Consider the following 19,530-nt stretch of genomic DNA (forward strand, 5'->3'; position numbering starts at 1 on the left):
GCGGATAACGCCACGGGCGTTATCCGCCGCGACGTGCGCTTATACCAGCAGGTCGCCGACGTGCAGCACCTTCATGGTGTTGGTGCCGCCCTGGGCGGTGTAGCTGTCGCCCTTGGTCAGGATCACCCAGTCGCCCTTGGTCACCACGCCGCGCTTGAGCAACTCGTCGACCGCGGCCTGGCTGACCTTCTCCGCCGGCAGCGCCGCCGGGTCGAAGGGGATGGTTTCCACGCCGCGGAACATCGCCACGCGAGCCTGGGTCTCGCGGTGCGGGGAGTAGGCGTAGATCGGCACCGACGAGCGGATGCGCGACATGATCAGCGGGGTGAAGCCGCTTTCGGTCAGGCAGATGATCGCCTTGATCCCCGGGAAGTGGTTGGCCGTGTACATCGACGCCAGGGCGATGCTCTCGTCGCAGCGGTCGAAAGTCTGGCCGAGGCGGTGGCTGGATTTCTGGCTGGTCGGGTGCTTCTCGGCGCCCTGGCAGACGCGGGCCATGGCTTTCACCGCTTCCACCGGGTACTCGCCGGCGGCGCTTTCCGCCGAGAGCATCACCGCGTCGGTGTAGTCGAGCACGGCGTTGGCCACGTCGGAGACTTCCGCGCGGGTCGGCATCGGGCTGTGGATCATCGACTCCATCATCTGGGTCGCGGTGATCACCACTTTATTGTTGCGGCGGGCGTGCAGGATGATCTTCTTCTGGATGCCGACCAGCTCGGCATCGCCGATTTCCACGCCGAGGTCGCCACGGGCCACCATCACCGCGTCGCTGGCACGAATCAGGCCGTCGAGTGCGTCGTCGTCGGCGACCGCCTCGGCGCGCTCGATCTTGGCCACCAGCCAGGCCTTGCCACCGGCCTCGGTGAGCAGGCGGCGGGCGTATTCCATGTCCTTGGCGTCGCGCGGGAAGGAAACGGCCACGTAGTCCAGGTCCATGTCCGCGGCCAGCTTGATGTCGGCCTTGTCCTTGTCGGTCAGCGCCGGTGCGGTGAGACCGCCGCCGCGGCGGTTGATGCCCTTGTGGTCGGACAGCGGGCCGCCGATCAGCACCCGGCAGCGCAGTTCGTCGGCGGCGACTTCCTCGACAACCATCACCACCCGGCCGTCGTCCAGCAGCAGTTCATCGCCGACCCCGCAGTCCTTCACCAGGTCCGGGTAGTCGATGCCGACCACTTCCTGGGTACCGGCATCGCGGGCGTGGCTGGTGGAGAAGCGGAACTTGTCGCCGACCTGCAATTCGATGCGCTTGTTGGCGAACTTGGCGATGCGGATCTTCGGTCCTTGCAGGTCGCCGAGCAGGGCGACGAAGCGGCCGTGCTTGGCCGCCAGTTCGCGCACCAGCCTGGCGCGGGCGCGGTGTTCATCGGGGGTGCCGTGGGAGAAGTTGAGACGGGCGACGTCGATCCCGGCCAGGATCAGTTGCTCCAGCACTTCCGGGGAATTGCTGGCTGGGCCGAGGGTGGCGACGATTTTGGTGCGGCGAACGGACATGCAAAGGACTCCTTGGATAACGCTGGCGTGCAGGCTACCACCGGCGAGGCTCGGCGGCGACTGCGGAGTCATACTATCTGCATCAGATGTCATTTGTCGGTTTGAGCACCAGCAGGTCGCATTCCACCTCTTCCAGGACGCGTTCGGCGGTCTGCCCGATCAGCGCGTTGTCCAGGTGCCCCCGGGCGACCGCGCCCATCAGCAGCAGATCGATGTCGTTGGCCCGGACGAAGTCGGGGATCGCCTGCTCGGCATAGCCGGCCAGCAGGTGGCGGCGCTCCGCGGCGATCTCCGGGTAGGCCGCCAGCAGGTCGTCGAAGGCCTGGCGGTGACGTTCCTCATGTTGCAGCACGAAACGCTCGTAGCCGGCGAGCATTTCCGCGTCGAACAGCAGGCTGCGCGGCATCGCCGCGTGGGTATGCAGGTAGTCGGCGCGCAGCCCCAGGCTGGCTTCGAGCTGGCGGGCGGCGGCGATCAGCCGGTGATCGAGGGCGGCCGGCTTGTCGCTGGCATGCAGCGGGTCGAGCGCCGCGCACAGGCGCTGGCCGCGCCAGGCGTCGTGATGGACCAGCCAGAGCGGCTGCGGGCAGTGGCGGATCAATTGCCAGTCGCTGTTGCCCAGTAGCAGGCGGCGCAGCAGGTTGTGCTTGCGGGTGCTCTTGAGGACCAGGTCGGGCCGGGTTTCGCCGACCCGTTGCAGGACCATCCGGTCCAGCGGCTTGCCCCACTGGGCCTCGACCTGAGTGCGGATGCCGACCTGCTGCAGCGGCATGGAAAGCTGCTCCAGCCAGGTGACCCGTTCGTCCAGGTAAAGGTCGCGGGCACGCTGCAGCGAGTGACTGTCGAAGAACAGCCCGCCGTCCAGCGCCGGGTTGAAGTCGCACAACAGCAACTCGACGCTGGCGCCGCTGCGTTCGGCGATCCACTGGGCACGGGTAAGGGCCGGCTGTTCGTCGCTGCTCGGGTCGACGACCACCAGCAGGTTATGCAGGTTCATGGCAACGCTCCTGGCACTGGGCGGGAATGCCATTGCAGACCAGGTGCCGCGACGGGCGCTTGATCTGGGTCAGTCCGGCGGGGATCAGCGCGGTTGCACGTTGAGCGCCTGGTCGAGGTGCCGGCCGGCCTTGTTCGACAATTCGCCTTCAGGATAGTCGAGCAACTGGCGACGCAGGTATTCGATGGCCTTGTCGCGGTTCGGGTGCGGGTTGTCCGGCGCCAGGTACATCAGGCCGAGCTGGTAGAGGGCCTTTTCCTTTATACCGGCAGGAATAGCCGGATCGTTGACCGCCAGCAGGTAGAGCTCGGCGGCTTCGTCGACCCGATCCTTGAGCACCGCGCGGCGCGACAGCAGGGTCATGTCCGGGTCGAGGCTGGTCTTGTAGAGGTCGAGGTTCTGTTGTGGCTTCCAGGTGGCGAGCAATTCGCGGGCGCTCTTCTGCACCGGCTCCCTGGCCCGCTGGCGCATTGCCAGCAGGCGCGCCTGGGCATGCTCGGCGGCGTGGGTGCCGGGGAACTCGCGGACCACGCGCTGGAAGTAGTCGGTGGCCTTGGTGTCGTCGCGCTGGTCGTTGTAGCGACTCATGTAGATCAGGCCGATCTGGTACAGCGAGATACCGCGCACCTCGGCGCTGTAGCGGCTATTGTCGTAGCCGGTGAGGTAGAGCTTCTCCGCCTCGGCGCTCCTGTTGTCGCGGATCGCCATGGCGCTGTAGGTCAGCAGGTCGCCTTCCTCCTCGATGGCGGCGGTCATGCGGTTGCTCTTCATCTGCTTGTATTCGGCGACTTCGCCAGTGGTCACCTGGGCGACGAACAGCGGTGTGGTCGGCGAACAGGCGGCCAGCAGCGACAGCAACGGGAGCAGGACGAGACGGCGGGCGAAGCGCATGGCATCTCCTTGGCGCCAGGGCGAGGGCCACCCCAGTCTAGTCAGGCCCTTCAGTCACGCCAATACGCGCCGATACAGTTCCCAACGGAGGATATGCCTATGCGAAGCTTGATCGTTGCCTGCCTGGCGCTGAGTGCCACCGGTTGTAACAGCTGGTCGCTGAACAGCGACCTGAACGGGGCCTACCGCGCCTACGACAAAGGCGATTGCGCACAGGTGATGCTCGACCTGTCGCGGGCCGAACGGCGGATTCGCGCGCGGCCCTACCTGCAGCCGGAAATCTCGCTGCTGCGCGGCCAGTGCCTGGAACGCCAGAGCCTGTTCGTCGACGCGGCGCAGACCTACCACTTCATCATCGCCCGTTACCCCACCAGCGAATATGCCTACCGTGCCAAGGCGCGGCTGGAGACGTTGCGCCAGTTGGGCCGGCTGAGCGAGACGCCGGCCTCGGCCAGCGCCGTGCCGACCCGCCTGTAGGCGGCCGGGAGGGATTGGACGGGCGTTCAGGCTGACCGTCGGTCGCATGGGACCCCGGTCTATCCGGTAAGCTTCGCCCTGGATTTCACGGAGGAGGTTCGCATGCGTGCCCTGTGGTTCTGTGCCGCCCTGATGCCCGTGCTGGCGCAGGCGGACATCTATCGCTGGACCGATGCCCAGGGCAAGGTACACTTCTCCGCCACGCCACCGGCCGGCGCGCAACGCGTCGAAGTCAGGCCGCAGGTGGTGGAACGTGACGCCGCGACCCGCCAGCGCGAGCAGCGCACCCAGGAGTATTTCGATGCTCGTCGCGAGGAACGCACCGCCGCCGCCGAACGCGCCGGCCAGCGCCAGGCTGCGCTGGCCGAGGAATGCGGGCGCTTGCGGCAACAGTTGTCCCAGCTCGAACGCGGCGGCCGCTTCTATCGGCAGGACGCCGGCGGCGGGCCGGTTTACCTGAGCGATGCCGAGCTGGACGCCATTCGTCGCGAACTGGCCTCGCGGGAGTCCGAACGCTGCCGCTGAGCTTGTTCCCCGAGCGCCGGCATCGTCATACTGGACTGCAAATCATAGCGAAATGCCATTATGGGTCTTCAACGACATATCCAGCGCCATCAGTTGCCCAGCTACCTGAAGGTGTTCAATCGCATCACCGATAAGCCGATGGGCTACATCGGCAACGTCTCCGAGGACGGCCTGCTGCTGATCAGCCAACTGCCGATGCTGGTCGGCGCGCGTTTCGAACTGCGCCTGAAGGTTCCGGGACTGGGTGGTCGCCCGCAATGCATCGATTTTTCCGCCGACTGCCGGTGGACCAGCGAGGACGTCACGCCCGGTCATTTCGATTCCGGCTTCCATCTGCTGGCGCCGCCCGCCGAATTCCTCGAACTGGTGGAGGCGCTGCGCCGCTACTTCAGCTTCCCCCGCCAGCCGCAGTCGGTCTGATCCGTCAAAGCACGCCGGCGCGCTTCCAGCCCAGGTAGCGGCTGATCAGCTCCGGCCCGAGTTCGCTGGGACGCGCATCGAGCACTGGCACGCCGTGGGCCGCGAGCTTCTCGTGGAGGCCGTTGCGCGCATTCAGGTAGTCGATGGTGCCGGTGTAGGCGAGCGCCTGCTCGTAGCGGGCGACCGGCTCCTGGCGCAGGGTGTCGAGCACTTCCTCGCGCAGGCTGGCGACCAGCACCCGGTGCTGGCGGCCCAGGCGTTTCACCGCGCCGAGCAGTTCCTCGTCGTCCTCGTCGCGCAGGTTGGTTACCAGGATCACCAGGGCCCGCCGCCGTTGGTGGGACAGCACTGCCTGCACGGCTTCCGGGAAATCGGCGGGACGCTGGCTGGTCTGCAGGTCGTAGACGGTGTTGAGCAGCGCGCCGAGCTGGGCGCTGCCCTTGCCTGGCGGGAGGTGCCGGCGGTCGTCGCCGGCGAAGGTCATGGCGCCCACTGCATCGCCCTGGCGCAGGGCCACGTAGGCCAGCAGCAGGCTGGCGTTGAGGGCATGGTCGAAGTGCGACAGGTCGCCGTCCTGGCTGCGCATGCGGCGGCCGCAGTCGAGCAGGAAGAGGATCTGCTGGTCGCGTTCGTCCTGGTATTCGCGGGCGATCGGCGTGCGTTTGCGAGCGGTGGCCTTCCAGTCGATCTGGCGCAGGGTGTCGCCGTCGCGGAATTCGCGCAACTGGTGGAACTCCAGGCCGAGGCCGCGGCGCTGGCCGCCGCGTACGCCGATCTGGTTGAGCCAGTGGTCGACCGCCATCAATTCGGCGCCGTAGAGGCGGGCGAAGTCCGGGTAGACGCGGGTCTCGCCGCGTGCTTCCAGGTAGCGGCGCTGCCGCCACAGGCGCAGCGGGCTGGGCAGTTCCAGCTCGCAGCGGGGAAACACGAAGTGACCGCGGTTCAGCGGCCGCACCCGGTAGCCGACCTCGGTGCTTTCGCCCGGGCGCAGTTCGACCTCCTGCGGCAGGTACTCGAAATCCATGCCGGCCGGCAGGTGATCGAACAGGGTCAGGCGAACCGGACGCCGATAGGTGTGCTGCAGATGCAGGCGCACTTCGCTCCAGCGCCCCAGCGGCAGGTTGCCGCTGAGCTGGCGGCTCAGCTTCGGCACCGCCTGGCGGCGCGCCCACAGGGCGTCCAGCAGGCCGAGCAGGAGCAGCGCGGCGAGCGCCGCCCACCAGAATGTGTGCAGTTGCGCAGGCAACCGCTGGCCGAGCGCCGACAGGCTGCCCAGGCCGATGGCCAGCAGCAGGAGCGCGGCGAACAGCGCCAGCAGGGCGCGCGATGGCTTCATACGCGGGGGGCCGGTACCTGGTCGAGCAACTGTTGCAGGACCTGGTCCACCGACAGCCCCTCGATGTCCAGCTCCGGAGACAGCCGGACCCGATGGCGCAGGACCGCCAGGGCACAGCCCTTGATGTCGTCCGGCACCACGAACTCGCCGCCGCGCAGCAGCGCCCGCGCCCGGCCGCAACGGACCAGGGCGATCGACGCGCGAGGTCCGGCGCCGAGGGCCAGGCCCGGCCAGTTGCGGGTGGTGCGGGCCAGTCGCACGGCATAGTCGAGGACCTGGTCGTCGATCGGCAGGTCGCTGGCGATCCGCTGGAGGGCGAGAACGTCCTTGTCCTTCAGCAACGGCCGCAGGTTGGCCACGTCGAGCATGTCGCTGCGCGCGGAACGGGTCACCTGGCGCACCAGGGTCTGTTCCTCGGCTTCGGCCGGGTAATCGATGCGCAGCTTGAGCATGAAGCGGTCGAGTTCGGCTTCCGGCAGCGGATAGGTGCCTTCCTGCTCGATCGGGTTCTGCGTCGCCAGCACCATGAACGGTTGCGGCACCGGCAGCGCGCGTCCTTCCAGGGTGACCTGGCGCTCCTGCATCACTTCCAGCAGGGCGGCCTGGGTCTTGGCCGGTGCGCGATTGATCTCGTCCGCCAGCAGCAGGTGGGTGAACACCGGCCCCTTGCGCAGCTTGAACTGCTCGCTGGCGAGGTCGTATACGGCGTGACCGGTGACGTCGCTGGGCATCAGGTCGGGGGTGAACTGGATGCGCGCGAAGCCGCCGTCGAAGCAGCGAGCCAGGGCGCGTACCAGCAGGGTCTTGCCGAGCCCCGGCACGCCTTCCACCAGCACGTGGCCGCCGGCGAGCAACGCGGTGAGCACGTCGTCGATCACCGCGCCCTGGCCGATCAGGGCTTTCTGCAGTTCGGTGCGCAGGGCCTGGGCCAGCTGGCTGGCGCGCTGGCGCTGGAGCGCCGGGTTGGGCGCGGTGCTCGGTTGTTCGGGCGTCTGTTCGCTCATAGGGCATTCCTGAGGCTTTGCAGGTGGGCGACCTGGCGGGTGAAGTCGGCAGCGGAAAGGCGCTGCGCCGGATATGGGCGCATGGCCTGGCTGATGGCGCTGGGTGGCAGGCGGGTCATGCGCCCGAGGATCTGCCATTGCTCGGCGACGCCGAGCTGTTCGAAACCGGGGTGGCGACGCCGCGCCCTGCGCAGGATGTCGCGTTGCAGACCGTGCAGCAAGGCGACGTGGCCGCGCTGGCGGAGGAGGAAGTCGGCGCCGGCGCGCAGGTGTTCCTCCAGTTGCCGGCGCGAACGGCTGGCCACCGGCTGCAAGGGACCCTGGCGCAGCCCTGCGCGCCACAGGCCTGCAAGCAACAACAGCAGCGCTGCCGCCAGGGCCTCGGGGAAGTGGCGGGCGAGCAGGGTGGCGAGGCTGTCGCGTTCGGCGCGGTAGAGCAGGGTCACCTGGTTGTCCTGGGTCAGGTACCAGAGCAGCCAGGCGTTGTCGTACTGCTCGATGTTGCGGTTCTGCCAGATCCAGGCGTCTGTGAGCACCGTGACCAGGCCCTTGCCGTGCTGCATCTGCAACAGGTGGGTGGCGTCGCCGCTGTTGGCCCAGGCGTAGGCGTGGTTCTGCGGATCGTAGAGGTGGTAGTCGGGATCGAAGCCGATGTAGGCTGGCGAGCGCTCGTTTTCCAGGTACAGGCGGGTCAGTGCGGAATAGTCCGGCACGCTGTCGGCGGGCTCTTCTTCCTCGCCGGCGGTGTCCTCCGGAGGCGCTTCGGTCGCGTGGTCGTCGACGCTACCTTCGTCGGCGTCGGCGTCGGCGGTTTCCTCGCTGGCCCGGTCCTGGCTGTCGTCGAAGTCCTCGGTGAGGTACTGGCGGATATCCAGGCTGTCGAGCAGCAGGTCGCCGCTCTTCTTTTCGTCCTCGTCCCACAGGCGTTCGGCGATCAGCACCAGGTGCCCGCCCTGCTCGCTCCATTGCAGCAGGCGGCGAGCCTGGCCGGGAGTCATGCCGGAGCGGCTGCCGAGCAGGAGCAGGGTATGCCCGGAGGGCGGCAGCTCCTTGAGGACCTCAAGGCCGTCGGCGCGGCTCACCGTGACCCCCTGCTTGCGCAGGAACAGTTCGGCGGCCAGGTAGGGATTGCGCCGGGCCTCCGGCGATGGGCCGAGGTCGATCGTCTCCGTATAGGGTTGCAGGCGGCTGGCCAGGAAGATCGCCAGCAGACCGGCCAGCAGCAGGAGCACGGCAAGCAGCAGGAAGCGCGCGCGCCGGCTCATCATGGCTTGGCTCCCGCGGCGAAAAGGCTGCGCCAGCCGTCGCAGAGGCGTTGGCGAGCGTCGTCGGCCGGTAGCCGATGGCCGTAGGCGAGCGCCTGCCATTGGGCGGTCAGCAGTTGGCTGTAGTGCAGCAGCGGCCGTTGTTGCTCCAGGCCTTCGACCAGGCGCAGGACCTCGCCCTCGGTATGGGAGCCCTTCAACGGCAGGCGGTAGTCATGCAGCAGGCGGCTGAGCAGCCCGCGGTAGAGCAGGCCGAGGGCTTCCCGTGGTTTCTCGTTCCAGAGCCGTTCGGCGTTGCCGGCGATGTCGTCGGGCAGGCTTTCCGGACTGAGATCGAGGCCGAACATCACCGTCGGCGCTTCGCGGCGGGCCCGTTGCGGCAAGCCCAGGTTGCCGACGAACAGGCGCAGCCATTCACGGTAGCGCCAGACCAGCAGGAACACCGCGCTGAACAGCAGCGCCCAGAGCAGTACTTCGATGACCTGCGCCGCGTGACGGAATGGCACCCAGTTGGCCAGGGCCTCGAAGAATGCCTTGAGCCGCTCTTCGTCCTCCTTGCGGCTGTCCTTTTTCTCGGTCTTGTCGCCGAAGCGCCAGCCCGTAACGGTCTCGCTGTTCTTGAACGGCGCGCCGTCGACGATCGCCCGGATCTGCTTGCCGGCCTGTTCGCTGTTGAGCTTCTGTCGCAGCAGGCGGGCCTGCTCGGGCGGCAGCTCGGCTTCGCCGGCGCTGGCGGCGGCGGCCGGCTCGGCGTAGGCGGAAGGGGCGGGTAGCCAGGCCAGCGAAGCGGCCAGGCCGAGCAGAAGGACATAGGCGCTGCCGACCAGACGCTGGCGCAGGCGACGGAACACCAGTTCGATGTCCCAGGCCTCCAGTTCGGTACGCCGGTTCAGGTAGAGGGTGAAGCCGCAGGCCACGTAGATCGGCTCCCAGACTACCAGCACCAGGACGTAGAGCAGGTTCGACAGGTGCTCCAGCCAGAGCCATTCGCCGGCTTCCGGATCGAGCAGGCTCTGCCAGTTCCAGTCGATCTCGTTCTGCGCCGGGATCAGCAGGTAGAGAAGCATGGCGAAGCCGGCCCAGAGCGCCATTTCCAGGTGCACGCCGACCACGGTCAGCCAGGTCGCTCCGCCGGCGTTGCGCTGGGACAATACGATCAGCCGCTGGCTGCGGGGCTCCCCGGCGAGTCCTTCCAGTTGCAGGACCGGCAGGTCGAAGCTGCGCGTCGGACTGAAGCGACGCCACAGCAGGCTGGCCGGCAACTGTTTCCTCAGCAGGGCGGGATAGGTGCGCAGGGCCTGCTTCAGGGTTGGCGTATCGCCGAACAGGGCGTGCGAGAGAATGTACAGCGGCAGTCGTTCGAAGGCCGGCTTGAGCCACCAGAAGATCAGGATCGCCAGGGTCGGATGCTGCCACAGCAGGAGGCTGAGCACGGCGAACAGCGGCAGGGTCAGCAACGCCCAGCTGCCCATCAGCAGGCGCGCATGGCGATGCGCCAGGAGGATGCCGAGGTCGAGCGCTTCCCAGGCGCTGCGCGGGCGGATCGCCACGCTGGCGTCAGTCAGGCGCATGGCGGCTCCGTCCAGCGAACAGGAAGTAGCTGCCGACGAGCAACCAGAGGACCGCGCCGACCGCGTACTTCACCCGCGGCTCGAAATGACTGATGGAAGACCAATAGGCCTCGGTGAAGGCCGCCAGCAGCAACAGCACGATCACCCCGGCGATCAGTTGCACGCTGCGCCGGGCGGCCAGCCGCAGGGCTTCGCCGCGGGTCAGGCGACCTGGCGCGAGCAGCGCCCAGCCGAGCTTGAGGCCGGCGGCGCCGGCGAAGGTGATGGCGGTCAGTTCGAACGCGCCGTGGCCAATGACGAACGGCCAGAAGGTCTGCACGTAGCCGATCTGCGTCAGGTGGCCGGCCACCGAACCGATCATCAGGCCATTGAACAGCAGGAAGAACAGGCTGCCGAGTCCCAGCAACACGCCGCTGGCGAAGGTCTGAAAGGCGATGCCGATGTTGTTCATGATGTAGAAGCCGAACATTTCCCAGTCGTCGCTGGTGTCGCGTGCCCCCAACGGACCCAGGCGGGTGGTTTCCGGGGCGTACATAGACTCCATCTCGCTGACCTTGTCCGGGCTGACCACGCTGTAGATCAGGTCGGGAAAGTGATAGACCAGCAGCCCCATGAGCAGGGCGCTGCCGTAGAACAGCAGGCTGGCCACGGCGATGCTGCGCCATTCCTCGCGGACCAGGCGCGGCAGGCCGGCGAGCAGGAAGCCGAGGATGCGGCTGCCGAGGTGGCTGCGGTGCCGGTAGAACTGCTGGTGGCCGCGCATCGCCAGTTGCTGCAACTGGTCGATCAGGTGACTGCTGTAGCCGCGCTCCTGGGCCAGCGCCAGTTGCTGGCAGAGGCGCCGGTAATCGGCGGCGAAGTCGTCGCTGGAGCCTTCCAGCTTCTTGCCTTTCTCGAGGAAGGCGAGGCGTTTGTCGAAGCGTTGCCAGGCGGCCTGGTGGCGCTGTTCGAAGAGGCTCTGTTTCATGCGCTCTCCTGGCGCAGGCCGAGAAAGCCGCGGGCGATGCCGTTGATCTCGGCCTGGGCGCGTACCGGCTCGACGCCCAGCGGTTCGGCGAGAATGCCCGCCAGTTCCTCGCGGCGTGCCGAGGAAAGCGCCGCACCGCGTTCGGCGAAGCCGAGGAAGGCGCGCTGTTCTTCCAGGCTCATGGGGAAGGGCGGCAGTTGCGGCTCGACGTCAGGCAGGCTGGGCCGGCTCAGTTCGGGTTCGCGGTAGACCACCAGGGTGCCGGCGGCGATGTCGCCCAGGCGCTTGAAGGCCGGATGGTTCAGGCAACAGAGCAGACCAAGGGCGTAGCCGAAGGGCAGGATGTCGGCGAAGCGCAGCAGGTTGCGCAGCAGCGACGCGGCCCAGCCCACCGGAGTGCCGTCGTCGTGGACGACGCGCAGTCCCATCATCTGCTTGCCGGGCGAGCGGCCCTGGTTGAGCACCTCGAAGAGGACCATGTACCACCAGGTCATGACGAAGGTCAGCAGCAGGCCGAGGCCGGCGCCGAGCTTGCCGAGGAACGCCAGGCCGAGCATCAGCACCAGCATGATCAGGCCGCGGATGCAGAGGTCGATGGTATAGGCCAGGGCCCGGGGGACGACGCCGGCGGGACGCAGGAGCAGGTCGATGCCTTCCGGCGTTTCCACGTGGTAGTGGGTGTCGAGGACCTCGGCGCCTGGCCGGGAGGCGGGCGCGACGAGGCGGGCGGCTGCGTTCGGTGGCATCGGGGGGCCGTGTCGGGGAAAGTCAGATGCTAGCCAGCGTGGCGTCATCAGGCAACCGGGCCGCCGCGACGGCCCGGTCTGCACCTCAGTTGCCCAGCGGGCGAACGCCGAAGATGGTGCGGTAGAGAATACCCATGGAAACGACGAACAGCGGGCCGGTCCAGATCAGGCCGATGAACAGCGGGATCATGCTCACCAGCATCAGCAGGCTCAGCACCAGCAGCAGGCCGAACACCTTGAACCAGTGGCGGCTGATGGCCTTGCGCGAGGTTTCCAGGGCCTGCCAGGGCGTCAGGCCGCGCTCGGCCACCAGCGGCAGGGCGAGCATGTAGGCGACGCTCAGGTAGAGGCCGGGGATGATCAGCAGGAAGAAGCCGACGTAGACCATCAGCATCATCAGCAGGCCGGTGAGCAGCAGCGGCACCAGCATGCCGAAGTAGTTGAACATTTCGTTGAAGGTCGCCGGCTGGTCGGCGGCGCGGCGGATGCCGATCATGGTCAGGCCGGTGAAGAACGGGTAGCCCACCGCCGTGGCGACCAGGCTGGCGATCATCTGGCCGACAGCGAAGGCGATGGGATCGGCCTCGCTCATCAGGCCGATACCGCCGAAGAGCAGGGTGAGGATGAAGGTGATGGTCTGGATCACCACGCTGTAGACCACGAAGGCGCCGATCAGGATGCCTTTGACGCCCTTGATCCTGGACCAGGCTTCGCTGATCACGTCGCCGATGCGGAAGTCGTAGTCGCCGATGACCGGCGGCACCGCCTGGGTCGGTTGCAGGGCGCTGGCGGGTGTTGCGTAGGGATTGCTGGTGTCGTTCATGGTGCTGTCCTTGTCAGTGAAACGGGCATCCGTGCGAGCGGAATGCTAGCGAGGGCGGAGGGGACAACGCAAGGTTCGGATGGCAGATATGCGCACTGACGCGCCCTGGCGGGCCGTGCCTACGGCGCTTTCCGTGAGTTCGTTGGGAAACCTGGAAATCCCCGAAGTGGGTCGCGAGCTTCGCGGCAGTCACTGGTAGACTGCCCGGTACCGCCAGAAAGGGAATGACCGTGAACGCGAGTATTTTTTGGTACGACTACGAAACCACCGGCATCGACCCCCGCCGCGACCGGCCGTTGCAGATCGCCGGGATCCGCACGGACGAGGCGCTGAACGAGATCGGCGAGCCGATGAACCTGTATTGCCGTCCCAGCGACGATATCCTGCCTCACCCTATGGCTTGCCTGATCACCGGCATCACCCCGCAGCGGTTGGCCGAGCGGGGGCTGTCCGAGGCCGACTTCATGACCCGGGTACACGCCCAGCTGGCGCAGCCGGCGACCTGCGTGGCCGGCTACAACTCCCTGCGCTTCGACGACGAAGTGACGCGCTACAGCCTGTACCGCAACTTCTTCGATCCCTACGCCCGCGAGTGGCAAGGCGGCAATAGCCGCTGGGACCTGATCGACATGGTCCGTACCGCTTATGCCCTGCGCCCGGAGGGCATCCAGTGGCCGGAGGTGGATGGCCGCGTCTCGCTGAAGCTGGAGCTGCTCACCGCGGCGAATGGCCTGGAACATGGCCAGGCCCACGACGCGCTGTCCGATGTTCGCGCGACCATCGCCCTGGCCCGCCTGATCCGTCAGCGCCAGCCGCGCCTGTACGATTACCTCTACCAGTTGCGCAGCAAGCACAAGGTGCTCGACCAGGTCCGCCTGCTGCAGCCGCTGGTGCATGTCTCCGGGCGCTTTTCCGCGGAGCGCCATTTCCTCTCGGTGGTCCTGCCGCTGGCCTGGCACCCGCGCAACCGCAATGCCCTGATCGTCTGCGACCTGTGTGCCGAGCCCGCACCGCTGCTGGAACTGTCCGCCGAGGAGCTGCGCCGGCGCCTGTATACCCGTCGCGACGAACTGGCCGAGGGCGAGTTGCCGGTGCCGCTGAAGCAGATCCAGGTCAACCGTTGCCCGGTGGTGGCGCCGCTGTCGGTATTGCGCGCCGAGGATCGCCAGCGAACCGGCATCGAACTCGAGGAGTGCCAGCGAAAAGCCGAGCTGTTGCGCCAGCATCAAACCGTCTGGGCGGACAAACTGGTAGCGCTATATGGCGAAGAAAGTTTCTCCGCCAGCGACGACCCCGAACAACAGTTGTATGACGGATTTATTGGTGATCGGGATCGACGCCTTTGTGAACAGCTGCGCCTTGCCGAACCGGAGCAATTGGCCAAAGAACAATGGCCCTTCGACGATGCCCGCTTGCAGGAGTTGTTCTTCCGTTATCGTGCGCGAAATTTCCCGGAAACTTTAAATGTGGCCGAGCGCCAACAATGGGAAAGCTTCTGCCGCAATCGTTTGTCCCATGAAGAATACGGCGCACCGAATACTTTGCCGGCCTTCGAGGCGGCGCTGGAGGCTTGTCGGCAAGAGCAGGGCGGCACATTGCCGGCGGTACTTGCGGCCTGGCGTGATTACGCCGCGGAACTGCGTCAACGCTATTCGCTGGAGACTTGAGGGCGCAGGCAGGGGAGCCGGTACAATCCGGCGGAAATGAAAAACGCCAGCACTGGGCTGGCGTTCTTCGTGGACCTGACTGGTTCAGCCGAGCAGGGTGGCCCAGCTCTCGACGGCCTCGGGGCCCCACTTGGCTTTCCACTCTTTCAAAGTCTTGTGGTTGCCGCCCTTGGTCTCGATGACTTCACCGGTGTGCGGGTTCTTGTACTGCTTGACCTTGCGCGCGCGCTTGCCGGCAGGCGCCTTGGCGGTGCGGGTGCTCTTGCCGATCTTGGCGTCCGGATCGAGCAGGGAAATCACGTCACGCAGGGACTTCTGGTAAGTGCCCATCAGCGTGCGCAGCTTCTCTTCGAATTCCAGTTCTTTTTTCAGTTTGTCGTCTTGTTCCAGGGACTTCAGGCGCTCCTGAAGTTCCTTGATGGCTTCTTCCGTGGCGCGATATTCGTTGATCAGGGACATGTCAGGTACCTTGTCTGTGCTGAGTGGCGGTGGCGGGCATGTAAGTAGATTCAATAATAGTCAGGGCGAAACTGTAAGTAAACCGCGATGAAAACTTTTCTCGATGAAATTCAAAGTAATTAATTCCGCATCGGGATTGCCCTGTTGTGCGGGTTTATTCTCTCGTGCAACAGCCTGTCGAAAGGCCTTCGCCGAGGCTGAACTTTTCCCGCCATGCCGCTAGAATGGCGGCCTTTCGCGATGTTTCTGGAGTATACCCATGCGCACTTTTCGGCTGGTGATCGCCTGTCCCGACGGGGTCGGGATCGTTGCCAAGGTGAGTAACTTCCTGGCCACCTACAATGGCTGGATCACCGAAGCCAGCCATCATTCCGACAACGATAACGGCTGGTTCTTCATGCGCCACGAGATCCGTGCCGACTCTCTGCCGTTCGACCTGGATGGCTTCCGCCAGGCTTTCGCCCCGATCGCCCGCGAATTCTCCATGGAATGGCGGATCACCGATTCCGAGGTGAAGAAGCGCGTGGTGCTGATGGCCAGCAAGGAGTCCCATTGCCTGGCCGATCTGCTGCACCGCTGGCACAGCGGCGAACTGGACTGCGAGATTCCCTGCGTGATCGCCAACCACGACGACCTGCGCAGCATGGTCGAGTGGCACGGCATCCCGTATTTCCACGTTCCAGTCGATCCGCAGGACAAGCAGCCGGCCTTCGATGAAGTTTCCCGGCTGATCGACGAACATGGCGCCGACTGCATCGTCCTGGCTCGCTACATGCAGATCCTGCCGCCGGACCTGTGCCGCAAGTACGCCCACCAGGTGATCAACATCCACCACAGCTTCCTGCCGTCCTTCATCGGCGCCAAGCCGTACCACCAGGCGTCGAAGCGCGGGGTCAAGCTGATCGGCGCGACCAGCCATTACGTGACCGAGGAACTGGACGCCGGTCCGATCATCGAGCAGGACGTGGTGCGGGTCACTCACCGCGACAACGTCGAAGACATGGTGCGGCTGGGCAAGGACGTGGAAAAGCTGGTGCTCGCGCGCGGACTGCGCTACCACCTGGAAGACCGCGTACTGGTACACGGCAACAAGACGGTGGTGTTCGACTGAGCCGGCTTCCCTGGAATGCCGGCCAGGGCCGGCACCCGGAGGAACGAACATGAGCGATCCCAGGTCGGCGGGCACCGCCAGCCCGCCACCGACCCTCGGCGAGGGTTGCACAAGCCGTTACGACATCGACGCCCTCGGCGACGAGGACGGAACCGAGTTTCCCGGCGCGGCCGAACTCTGGCGGCGTATCCAGGAGAGCGCCAGCGAGACGGGCGAGGCTAACGCCGAGGATACGCTCAGGAAGAAGCCTCGCGACTGCTGATCAGCTTCTTCAGCAGCGGGCGTCCGGCGAGCACGGCGAACACCGGGCCGCCGGCGACGAGGTAGAAATAGAAGGTCACCGCTCGCCAGATGACGATGGCCGCCGCCGCCGTCGACTTGCCGATCATGGGGGCCAGCAGGGCCGCCGAGGTCAGCTCGGTGCCGCCGGCGCCGCCGGGGATCAGCGATAGCTGTCCGGCGCTGAGCGAGACCATCTGGATCAGGAAGGTCCAGGCCCACTGGATGTCCACTCCCAGGCCGCGCAGGGTCAGGTCGAGCACGCTGAAGCGCAGCAGCCAGTGCGTACTGCTGAGGAGGAAGACTGCCAGCAGGCGTCGTTTCGGCAGACGCAGGCTGTCGTGCAGGGCAATGCGGAAATGCAGGATCTTGCGGCCCCAGTGCAGGCGCTTGCGCGATGACACGCCGAGCCGCGCCAGAACCCGCCCGTTGAAGCGGATCACCTGGTGCAGGTAGCGGATCAGCATTACCGCGCCGACGAACAGGCCGACCAGGAATACCGCGCTGAAGATCAGGCTCGATTCCATGTTCGGGCTCAGCGAATGGCTGAGGGCATAGATCAGGATCGCGCCGAGGGCGCAGAGGAAGAACGTCAGGTCGGCCAACTGGTCGACCGCGAACACCGCGCTGGTCTGTGCCGGACGCAGGCCGCGCCGGGCCAGCAGCGCCATCAGGGTCAACGGCCCGCCGCTGCCGCCCGGAGTGGCGCAGAAAGCGAATTCGCTGGCCATGATGATGCCGACGCTCTGCAATTGCCCGAGCTTGCCGGCACGCCCGGCGAGCAGCAAGCGCAGGCGCAGGCCGTTGATGAACCAGCAGACCACGATCATGCCGAACATCAGCAGCAGACTGTCCAGCGGGAAGGCGCGCAAGCGCGGGAACATGTCGCTGCCGCCGAGCACCAGCGGAATCAGCGAAGCACCGATCAAACCGAACAGCAGTAACCAGCCTCGACTCATGCCGCGTGGTCCAGGGCGAGGTGGCGCTCCAGCCAGTCGATCTTGGTCAGCGGCTGGCGCCCCTCGGACAGCAGGGTGCGCAGGGTACGCAGCCAGTATTCGCGGGAAAAGCGATGGCGCATGTCGACCGGATGGAGTCCGAGACGGATCACCGGCGCTGCGCGCCAGGCCCGCCGGCGCTGCTCGCTGAGCGCCCAGGAGAGGCCGCGACGCCAGGCACTGCGCGCGCTCCAGACCAGGCCGGGGGCCTCGATCGGTTGCAGGTGGGGAAGCAGGTACAGGTTGGACGGGTCGCTGGTGTAGCGCAGCCCGCTCTGGCCGAGCGCCTGGCGGGTGCCGGCGCTCATCAGCCAGGCCGGCGCGACGAAACCGTGCAGCGGCCATCCGCGGCGGCGGAACAGCTCGATGCCGGCGGCCAGGCGGGCCTTGGCCTCGGCGTGGTCGAGGGCATAGAACTCTCCCTCCCAGGTGTAGATGCGGCGCATGAAGTATTGCCCTGGAGTACGCGGTGGTGGGGCGTCATCGTAGTGATAGAAGCCGTGCAGAGCCAGTTCGTCACCCCGGGTTACCCGCCGCGAGAGCAGTTTGCAGAACTTTTCGTCGGCTTCCAGCGGGTTGCGATGGTGGAAGTCGGGTACTACCAGCCAGGTCATGGGGACCTGGCCGAGCGCGTCCACGGCCTCGACGAAGGGCCGGTAGTCCGGCCAGGTTTCCGGGGCCACGTCGTGCAACACCAGCAGCAGGCTGCGTTCAGCCATAGCGCGGGAACCTCGCCTCGCTGTCGCCGAGTACCGCGTGGTAGTGCAGGAGCAGGCCGGCGACCACCGCGTCCCAGGCATGCTGGCGCTCGACGTGACGGCGGGCGCGCTGGCCGCGCAGCTCGACGTCGTGGCTGAACAGTTCGCGCACCGCGCAGGCCATGGCGTCGCCGTTGTTCGGTGCGCAGAGCACGCCGCAACGCTCCGGGACTATTTCGGCCAGTGCCCCGGCGCGCACCGCCACCACCGGAATGCCGCTGGCCATCGCTTCGAGTGCGACCAGGCCGAAGGTCTCCTGGTCGCCGGCGTGCAGCAGCGCGTCGCTGCTCGCCAGCAGGCGGGCGACTTCGCGGCTGTCGCAGAAATGGTCGACCACGCTGGTGTTGCGCGGTACCCGGGTCGGCATGTTGGAACCCACCAGCAACAGGTGATAGCCGTCGCCGAGGCGCTGGATGGCGTCGAGCAGTACCGGCAGGTTCTTTTCCCGCGAACCGCGCCCGGCGAACACCAGCAGGCGGGTTTCCTCGTCCAGGCCGAGTTCCTGGCGCAGCCCCGGATCGCGGTTGCTCGGATGGAAGGTGACGAGGTCGACGCCCAGCGGTTGTACATGCACGTCGGCGACGCCCAGGCGCATCAGCTTTTCCGCCATCACCCGGCTGGGGGCCAGGACCCGGTCGAAGTGGCCGTACAGCTTGCTGACGTAGTTGTCCGCGTTGGTGCCGAGCCAGGCGCCCATGCGATTGCTCACCAGCAGCGGCAGGTCGGAGTGGTAGAAGCCGATCACCGGCACGTCCAGCCGACGTCGCGCGTCGAGCGCCGCCCAGGCGGTGAGGTACGGGTCGCCGACCTCGATCAGGTCCGGTTGCAGATTGCGCAGTACCTTGCGCCAGGGGCCGCGGCGAAGAGGGAAGCGGTAGCCGTTGCCGAACGGCAGCGGCGGCGCCGGCACCTCGTGGATGCCGTTCGCCTGGCGATAGCCGGCGCCGGGAACCAGCACGCTGTGGCGAATGCCGGGATAGTGCCAGAGATGGCGATGCTTGGCTTCGAGATAGGTGCGTACCCCCCCGCTGGCAGGCGCGTAGAACATGGTCATATCGGCGATGTGCACGATGGGCCTTCCTCCGTTGAGCTTGTTCCTTCTGCCACTCAGTGGACCACCGGCACCGGCAGTCGTTCGAACGGTGTGCGGGAGCCGTGGGTAGCTTCAAGTCTAGGAAAGAAAGCGCGAGCCGGCGCGCTTGCGGCAGCCAGCGCGGGAATAGGTCGCAGAGGGCGCGGGCGGAGAGGAAGGCATGCCTCGGGAGGCATCCTGGCAGGATAAGGGTGAACAACGCCGTTGGCGTTGTTCACCCTACGAATGGCCGGGGGCAGGGCGGATGGCCGCGGCGCGATTATCCGCCGGTTCGGCTACGACTCGGGCAGTGCTCAGATCTTGAAGCTGTCCACCAACTGGCGTAGGCGCCCGGCCTGGGTTTCCAGCTCGCCGCAGGCGCGCAGGGTGGCCTGGAGGTTCTCCACGCCTTCCTGGTTGAGGGTGTTGATCTCGGTGATGTCCATGTTCAGCGAGTCGACCACCGCGGTCTGCTCCTCGGTGGCGGTGGCCACCGACTGGTTCATCCCGTCGATCTCGGCGATCCGTCCGGTGACGCTGCTCAGGCGTTCGCCGGCACGGTTGGCGATCTCCACGCTTTCAAGGCTGTAGCGCTGACTCTCGGTCATGGTGCTGACCGCTTCCTGGGCGCCGATCTGCAGTTCCTCGATCATCTTCTGGATCTGCTGGGCCG

The 19,530-nt window shown here is 66.6% G+C and carries 20 protein-coding genes and 1 pseudogene; 6 read left to right on the plus strand and 15 right to left on the minus strand.

Annotation, left to right across the window (positions count from 1 at the left end):
* Positions 1–39: 39 nt before the first annotated feature.
* The 3 genes from pyk to HMPREF2886_RS19135 all read right to left on the minus strand — a co-directional run bounded on the left by pyk (position 40) and on the right by HMPREF2886_RS19135 (position 3,379).
* Positions 40–1,491 carry a pyruvate kinase gene (pyk, locus tag HMPREF2886_RS19125; protein WP_003093930.1) on the minus strand — a complete coding sequence of 484 codons (1,452 nt, stop codon included), beginning with the start codon at positions 1,489–1,491 and terminating at the stop codon, positions 40–42.
* Between the two features lie 82 nt (positions 1,492–1,573).
* Entirely contained in the window at positions 1,574–2,488 is a 915-nt protein-coding gene (locus HMPREF2886_RS19130; protein ID WP_070748087.1) for a universal stress protein, read from the minus strand.
* Between the two features lie 84 nt (positions 2,489–2,572).
* Positions 2,573–3,379 (minus strand): tol-pal system YbgF family protein, encoded by an 807-nt coding sequence (locus tag HMPREF2886_RS19135; protein ID WP_033973688.1) that lies wholly within the window; start codon positions 3,377–3,379, stop codon positions 2,573–2,575.
* A 93-nt stretch (positions 3,380–3,472) separates the two neighbouring features.
* Here HMPREF2886_RS19135 and HMPREF2886_RS19140 point away from each other — a divergent pair, with 93 nt between their 5' ends.
* The 3 genes from HMPREF2886_RS19140 (at position 3,473) to HMPREF2886_RS19150 (ending at position 4,801) form a co-directional block, all read left to right on the plus strand.
* Positions 3,473–3,856, plus strand: a complete 384-nt coding sequence (locus HMPREF2886_RS19140) for a tetratricopeptide repeat protein (protein WP_003120855.1) — start codon at positions 3,473–3,475, stop codon at positions 3,854–3,856.
* Positions 3,857–3,958: 102 nt separating this feature from the next.
* The gene (locus HMPREF2886_RS19145; protein WP_033973689.1) at positions 3,959–4,381 is read left to right on the plus strand and encodes a DUF4124 domain-containing protein; all 423 of its coding nucleotides are present in this window, start codon (positions 3,959–3,961) and stop codon (positions 4,379–4,381) included.
* Positions 4,382–4,441: 60 nt separating this feature from the next.
* On the plus strand, positions 4,442–4,801 hold the full coding sequence (locus tag HMPREF2886_RS19150; protein ID WP_039028237.1) for a PilZ domain-containing protein: 360 nt from the start codon (positions 4,442–4,444) through the stop codon (positions 4,799–4,801).
* Between the two features lie 4 nt (positions 4,802–4,805).
* Here the strand turns inward: HMPREF2886_RS19150 and HMPREF2886_RS19155 are convergent, their stop codons facing one another.
* The 7 genes from HMPREF2886_RS19155 to HMPREF2886_RS19185 are packed head-to-tail and all read right to left on the minus strand — an operon-like array spanning position 4,806 to position 12,513.
* Positions 4,806–6,137: a DUF58 domain-containing protein gene (locus HMPREF2886_RS19155; RefSeq protein WP_057388101.1), complete on the minus strand. Its 1,332-nt coding sequence runs from the start codon at positions 6,135–6,137 to the stop codon at positions 4,806–4,808.
* Entirely contained in the window at positions 6,134–7,141 is a 1,008-nt protein-coding gene (locus HMPREF2886_RS19160) for an AAA family ATPase (protein ID WP_003112780.1), read from the minus strand. The genes HMPREF2886_RS19155 and HMPREF2886_RS19160 overlap by 4 nt, the downstream gene beginning before the upstream one ends.
* Complete coding sequence (locus HMPREF2886_RS19165) at positions 7,138–8,409, minus strand: DUF4350 domain-containing protein (protein ID WP_003112781.1); 1,272 nt, start codon at positions 8,407–8,409, stop codon at positions 7,138–7,140. The genes HMPREF2886_RS19160 and HMPREF2886_RS19165 overlap by 4 nt, the downstream gene beginning before the upstream one ends.
* Positions 8,406–9,977, minus strand: coding sequence for a DUF4129 domain-containing protein (locus HMPREF2886_RS19170; RefSeq protein ID WP_033976455.1), 1,572 nt, complete (start codon positions 9,975–9,977; stop codon positions 8,406–8,408). The genes HMPREF2886_RS19165 and HMPREF2886_RS19170 overlap by 4 nt, the downstream gene beginning before the upstream one ends.
* Positions 9,964–10,944, minus strand: a complete 981-nt coding sequence (locus HMPREF2886_RS19175; RefSeq protein ID WP_003093893.1) for a stage II sporulation protein M — start codon at positions 10,942–10,944, stop codon at positions 9,964–9,966. The genes HMPREF2886_RS19170 and HMPREF2886_RS19175 overlap by 14 nt, the downstream gene beginning before the upstream one ends.
* Entirely contained in the window at positions 10,941–11,738 is a 798-nt protein-coding gene (locus tag HMPREF2886_RS19180; RefSeq protein ID WP_023443546.1) for an RDD family protein, read from the minus strand. Before HMPREF2886_RS19180 ends, HMPREF2886_RS19175 begins: the two co-directional genes overlap by 4 nt.
* Positions 11,739–11,775: 37 nt before the next feature.
* A complete protein-coding gene (locus HMPREF2886_RS19185; RefSeq protein WP_033976457.1) occupies positions 11,776–12,513 on the minus strand; it encodes a hypothetical protein in 738 nt (245 codons plus the stop codon).
* A gap of 224 nt (positions 12,514–12,737) precedes the next feature.
* Here HMPREF2886_RS19185 and sbcB point away from each other — a divergent pair, with 224 nt between their 5' ends.
* Positions 12,738–14,180 carry an exodeoxyribonuclease I gene (gene sbcB / locus HMPREF2886_RS19190; protein WP_070748089.1) on the plus strand — a complete coding sequence of 481 codons (1,443 nt, stop codon included), beginning with the start codon at positions 12,738–12,740 and terminating at the stop codon, positions 14,178–14,180.
* An 84-nt stretch (positions 14,181–14,264) separates the two neighbouring features.
* Here the strand turns inward: sbcB and mvaT are convergent, their stop codons facing one another.
* Positions 14,265–14,639 carry a histone-like nucleoid-structuring protein MvaT gene (gene mvaT / locus HMPREF2886_RS19195; protein ID WP_003093888.1) on the minus strand — a complete coding sequence of 125 codons (375 nt, stop codon included), beginning with the start codon at positions 14,637–14,639 and terminating at the stop codon, positions 14,265–14,267.
* Between the two features lie 259 nt (positions 14,640–14,898).
* Between mvaT and purU the strand changes: the two genes are divergently transcribed.
* Both purU and HMPREF2886_RS19205 read left to right on the plus strand, forming a co-directional pair.
* The gene (purU, locus tag HMPREF2886_RS19200; RefSeq protein WP_003101174.1) at positions 14,899–15,750 is read left to right on the plus strand and encodes a formyltetrahydrofolate deformylase; all 852 of its coding nucleotides are present in this window, start codon (positions 14,899–14,901) and stop codon (positions 15,748–15,750) included.
* A 49-nt stretch (positions 15,751–15,799) separates the two neighbouring features.
* Complete coding sequence (locus HMPREF2886_RS19205; RefSeq protein WP_003115238.1) at positions 15,800–16,012, plus strand: hypothetical protein; 213 nt, start codon at positions 15,800–15,802, stop codon at positions 16,010–16,012.
* Here the strand turns inward: HMPREF2886_RS19205 and HMPREF2886_RS19210 are convergent.
* From HMPREF2886_RS19210 to HMPREF2886_RS19225, 4 genes and pseudogenes are all read right to left on the minus strand, one after another.
* Complete coding sequence (locus tag HMPREF2886_RS19210) at positions 15,987–16,988, minus strand: glucosaminyl phosphatidylglycerol flippase (protein WP_003120851.1); 1,002 nt, start codon at positions 16,986–16,988, stop codon at positions 15,987–15,989. The two genes, HMPREF2886_RS19205 and HMPREF2886_RS19210, sit on opposite strands and share 26 nt — an antisense overlap.
* The gene (locus HMPREF2886_RS19215) at positions 16,985–17,746 is read right to left on the minus strand and encodes an N-acetylglucosaminyl phosphatidylglycerol deacetylase (RefSeq protein WP_033973700.1); all 762 of its coding nucleotides are present in this window, start codon (positions 17,744–17,746) and stop codon (positions 16,985–16,987) included. Before HMPREF2886_RS19215 ends, HMPREF2886_RS19210 begins: the two co-directional genes overlap by 4 nt.
* Positions 17,739–18,854 (minus strand): N-acetylglucosaminyl phosphatidylglycerol synthase, encoded by a 1,116-nt coding sequence (locus tag HMPREF2886_RS19220; RefSeq protein ID WP_003110035.1) that lies wholly within the window; start codon positions 18,852–18,854, stop codon positions 17,739–17,741. The genes HMPREF2886_RS19215 and HMPREF2886_RS19220 overlap by 8 nt, the downstream gene beginning before the upstream one ends.
* A gap of 317 nt (positions 18,855–19,171) precedes the next feature.
* Positions 19,172–19,530 (minus strand): annotated as a pseudogene (locus HMPREF2886_RS19225) (chemotaxis protein); the annotation flags it as partial.

It is taken from the genome of Pseudomonas sp. HMSC066A08, assembly GCF_001813025.1.
GTDB classification, from domain to species: Bacteria; Pseudomonadota; Gammaproteobacteria; order Pseudomonadales; family Pseudomonadaceae; genus Pseudomonas; species Pseudomonas aeruginosa.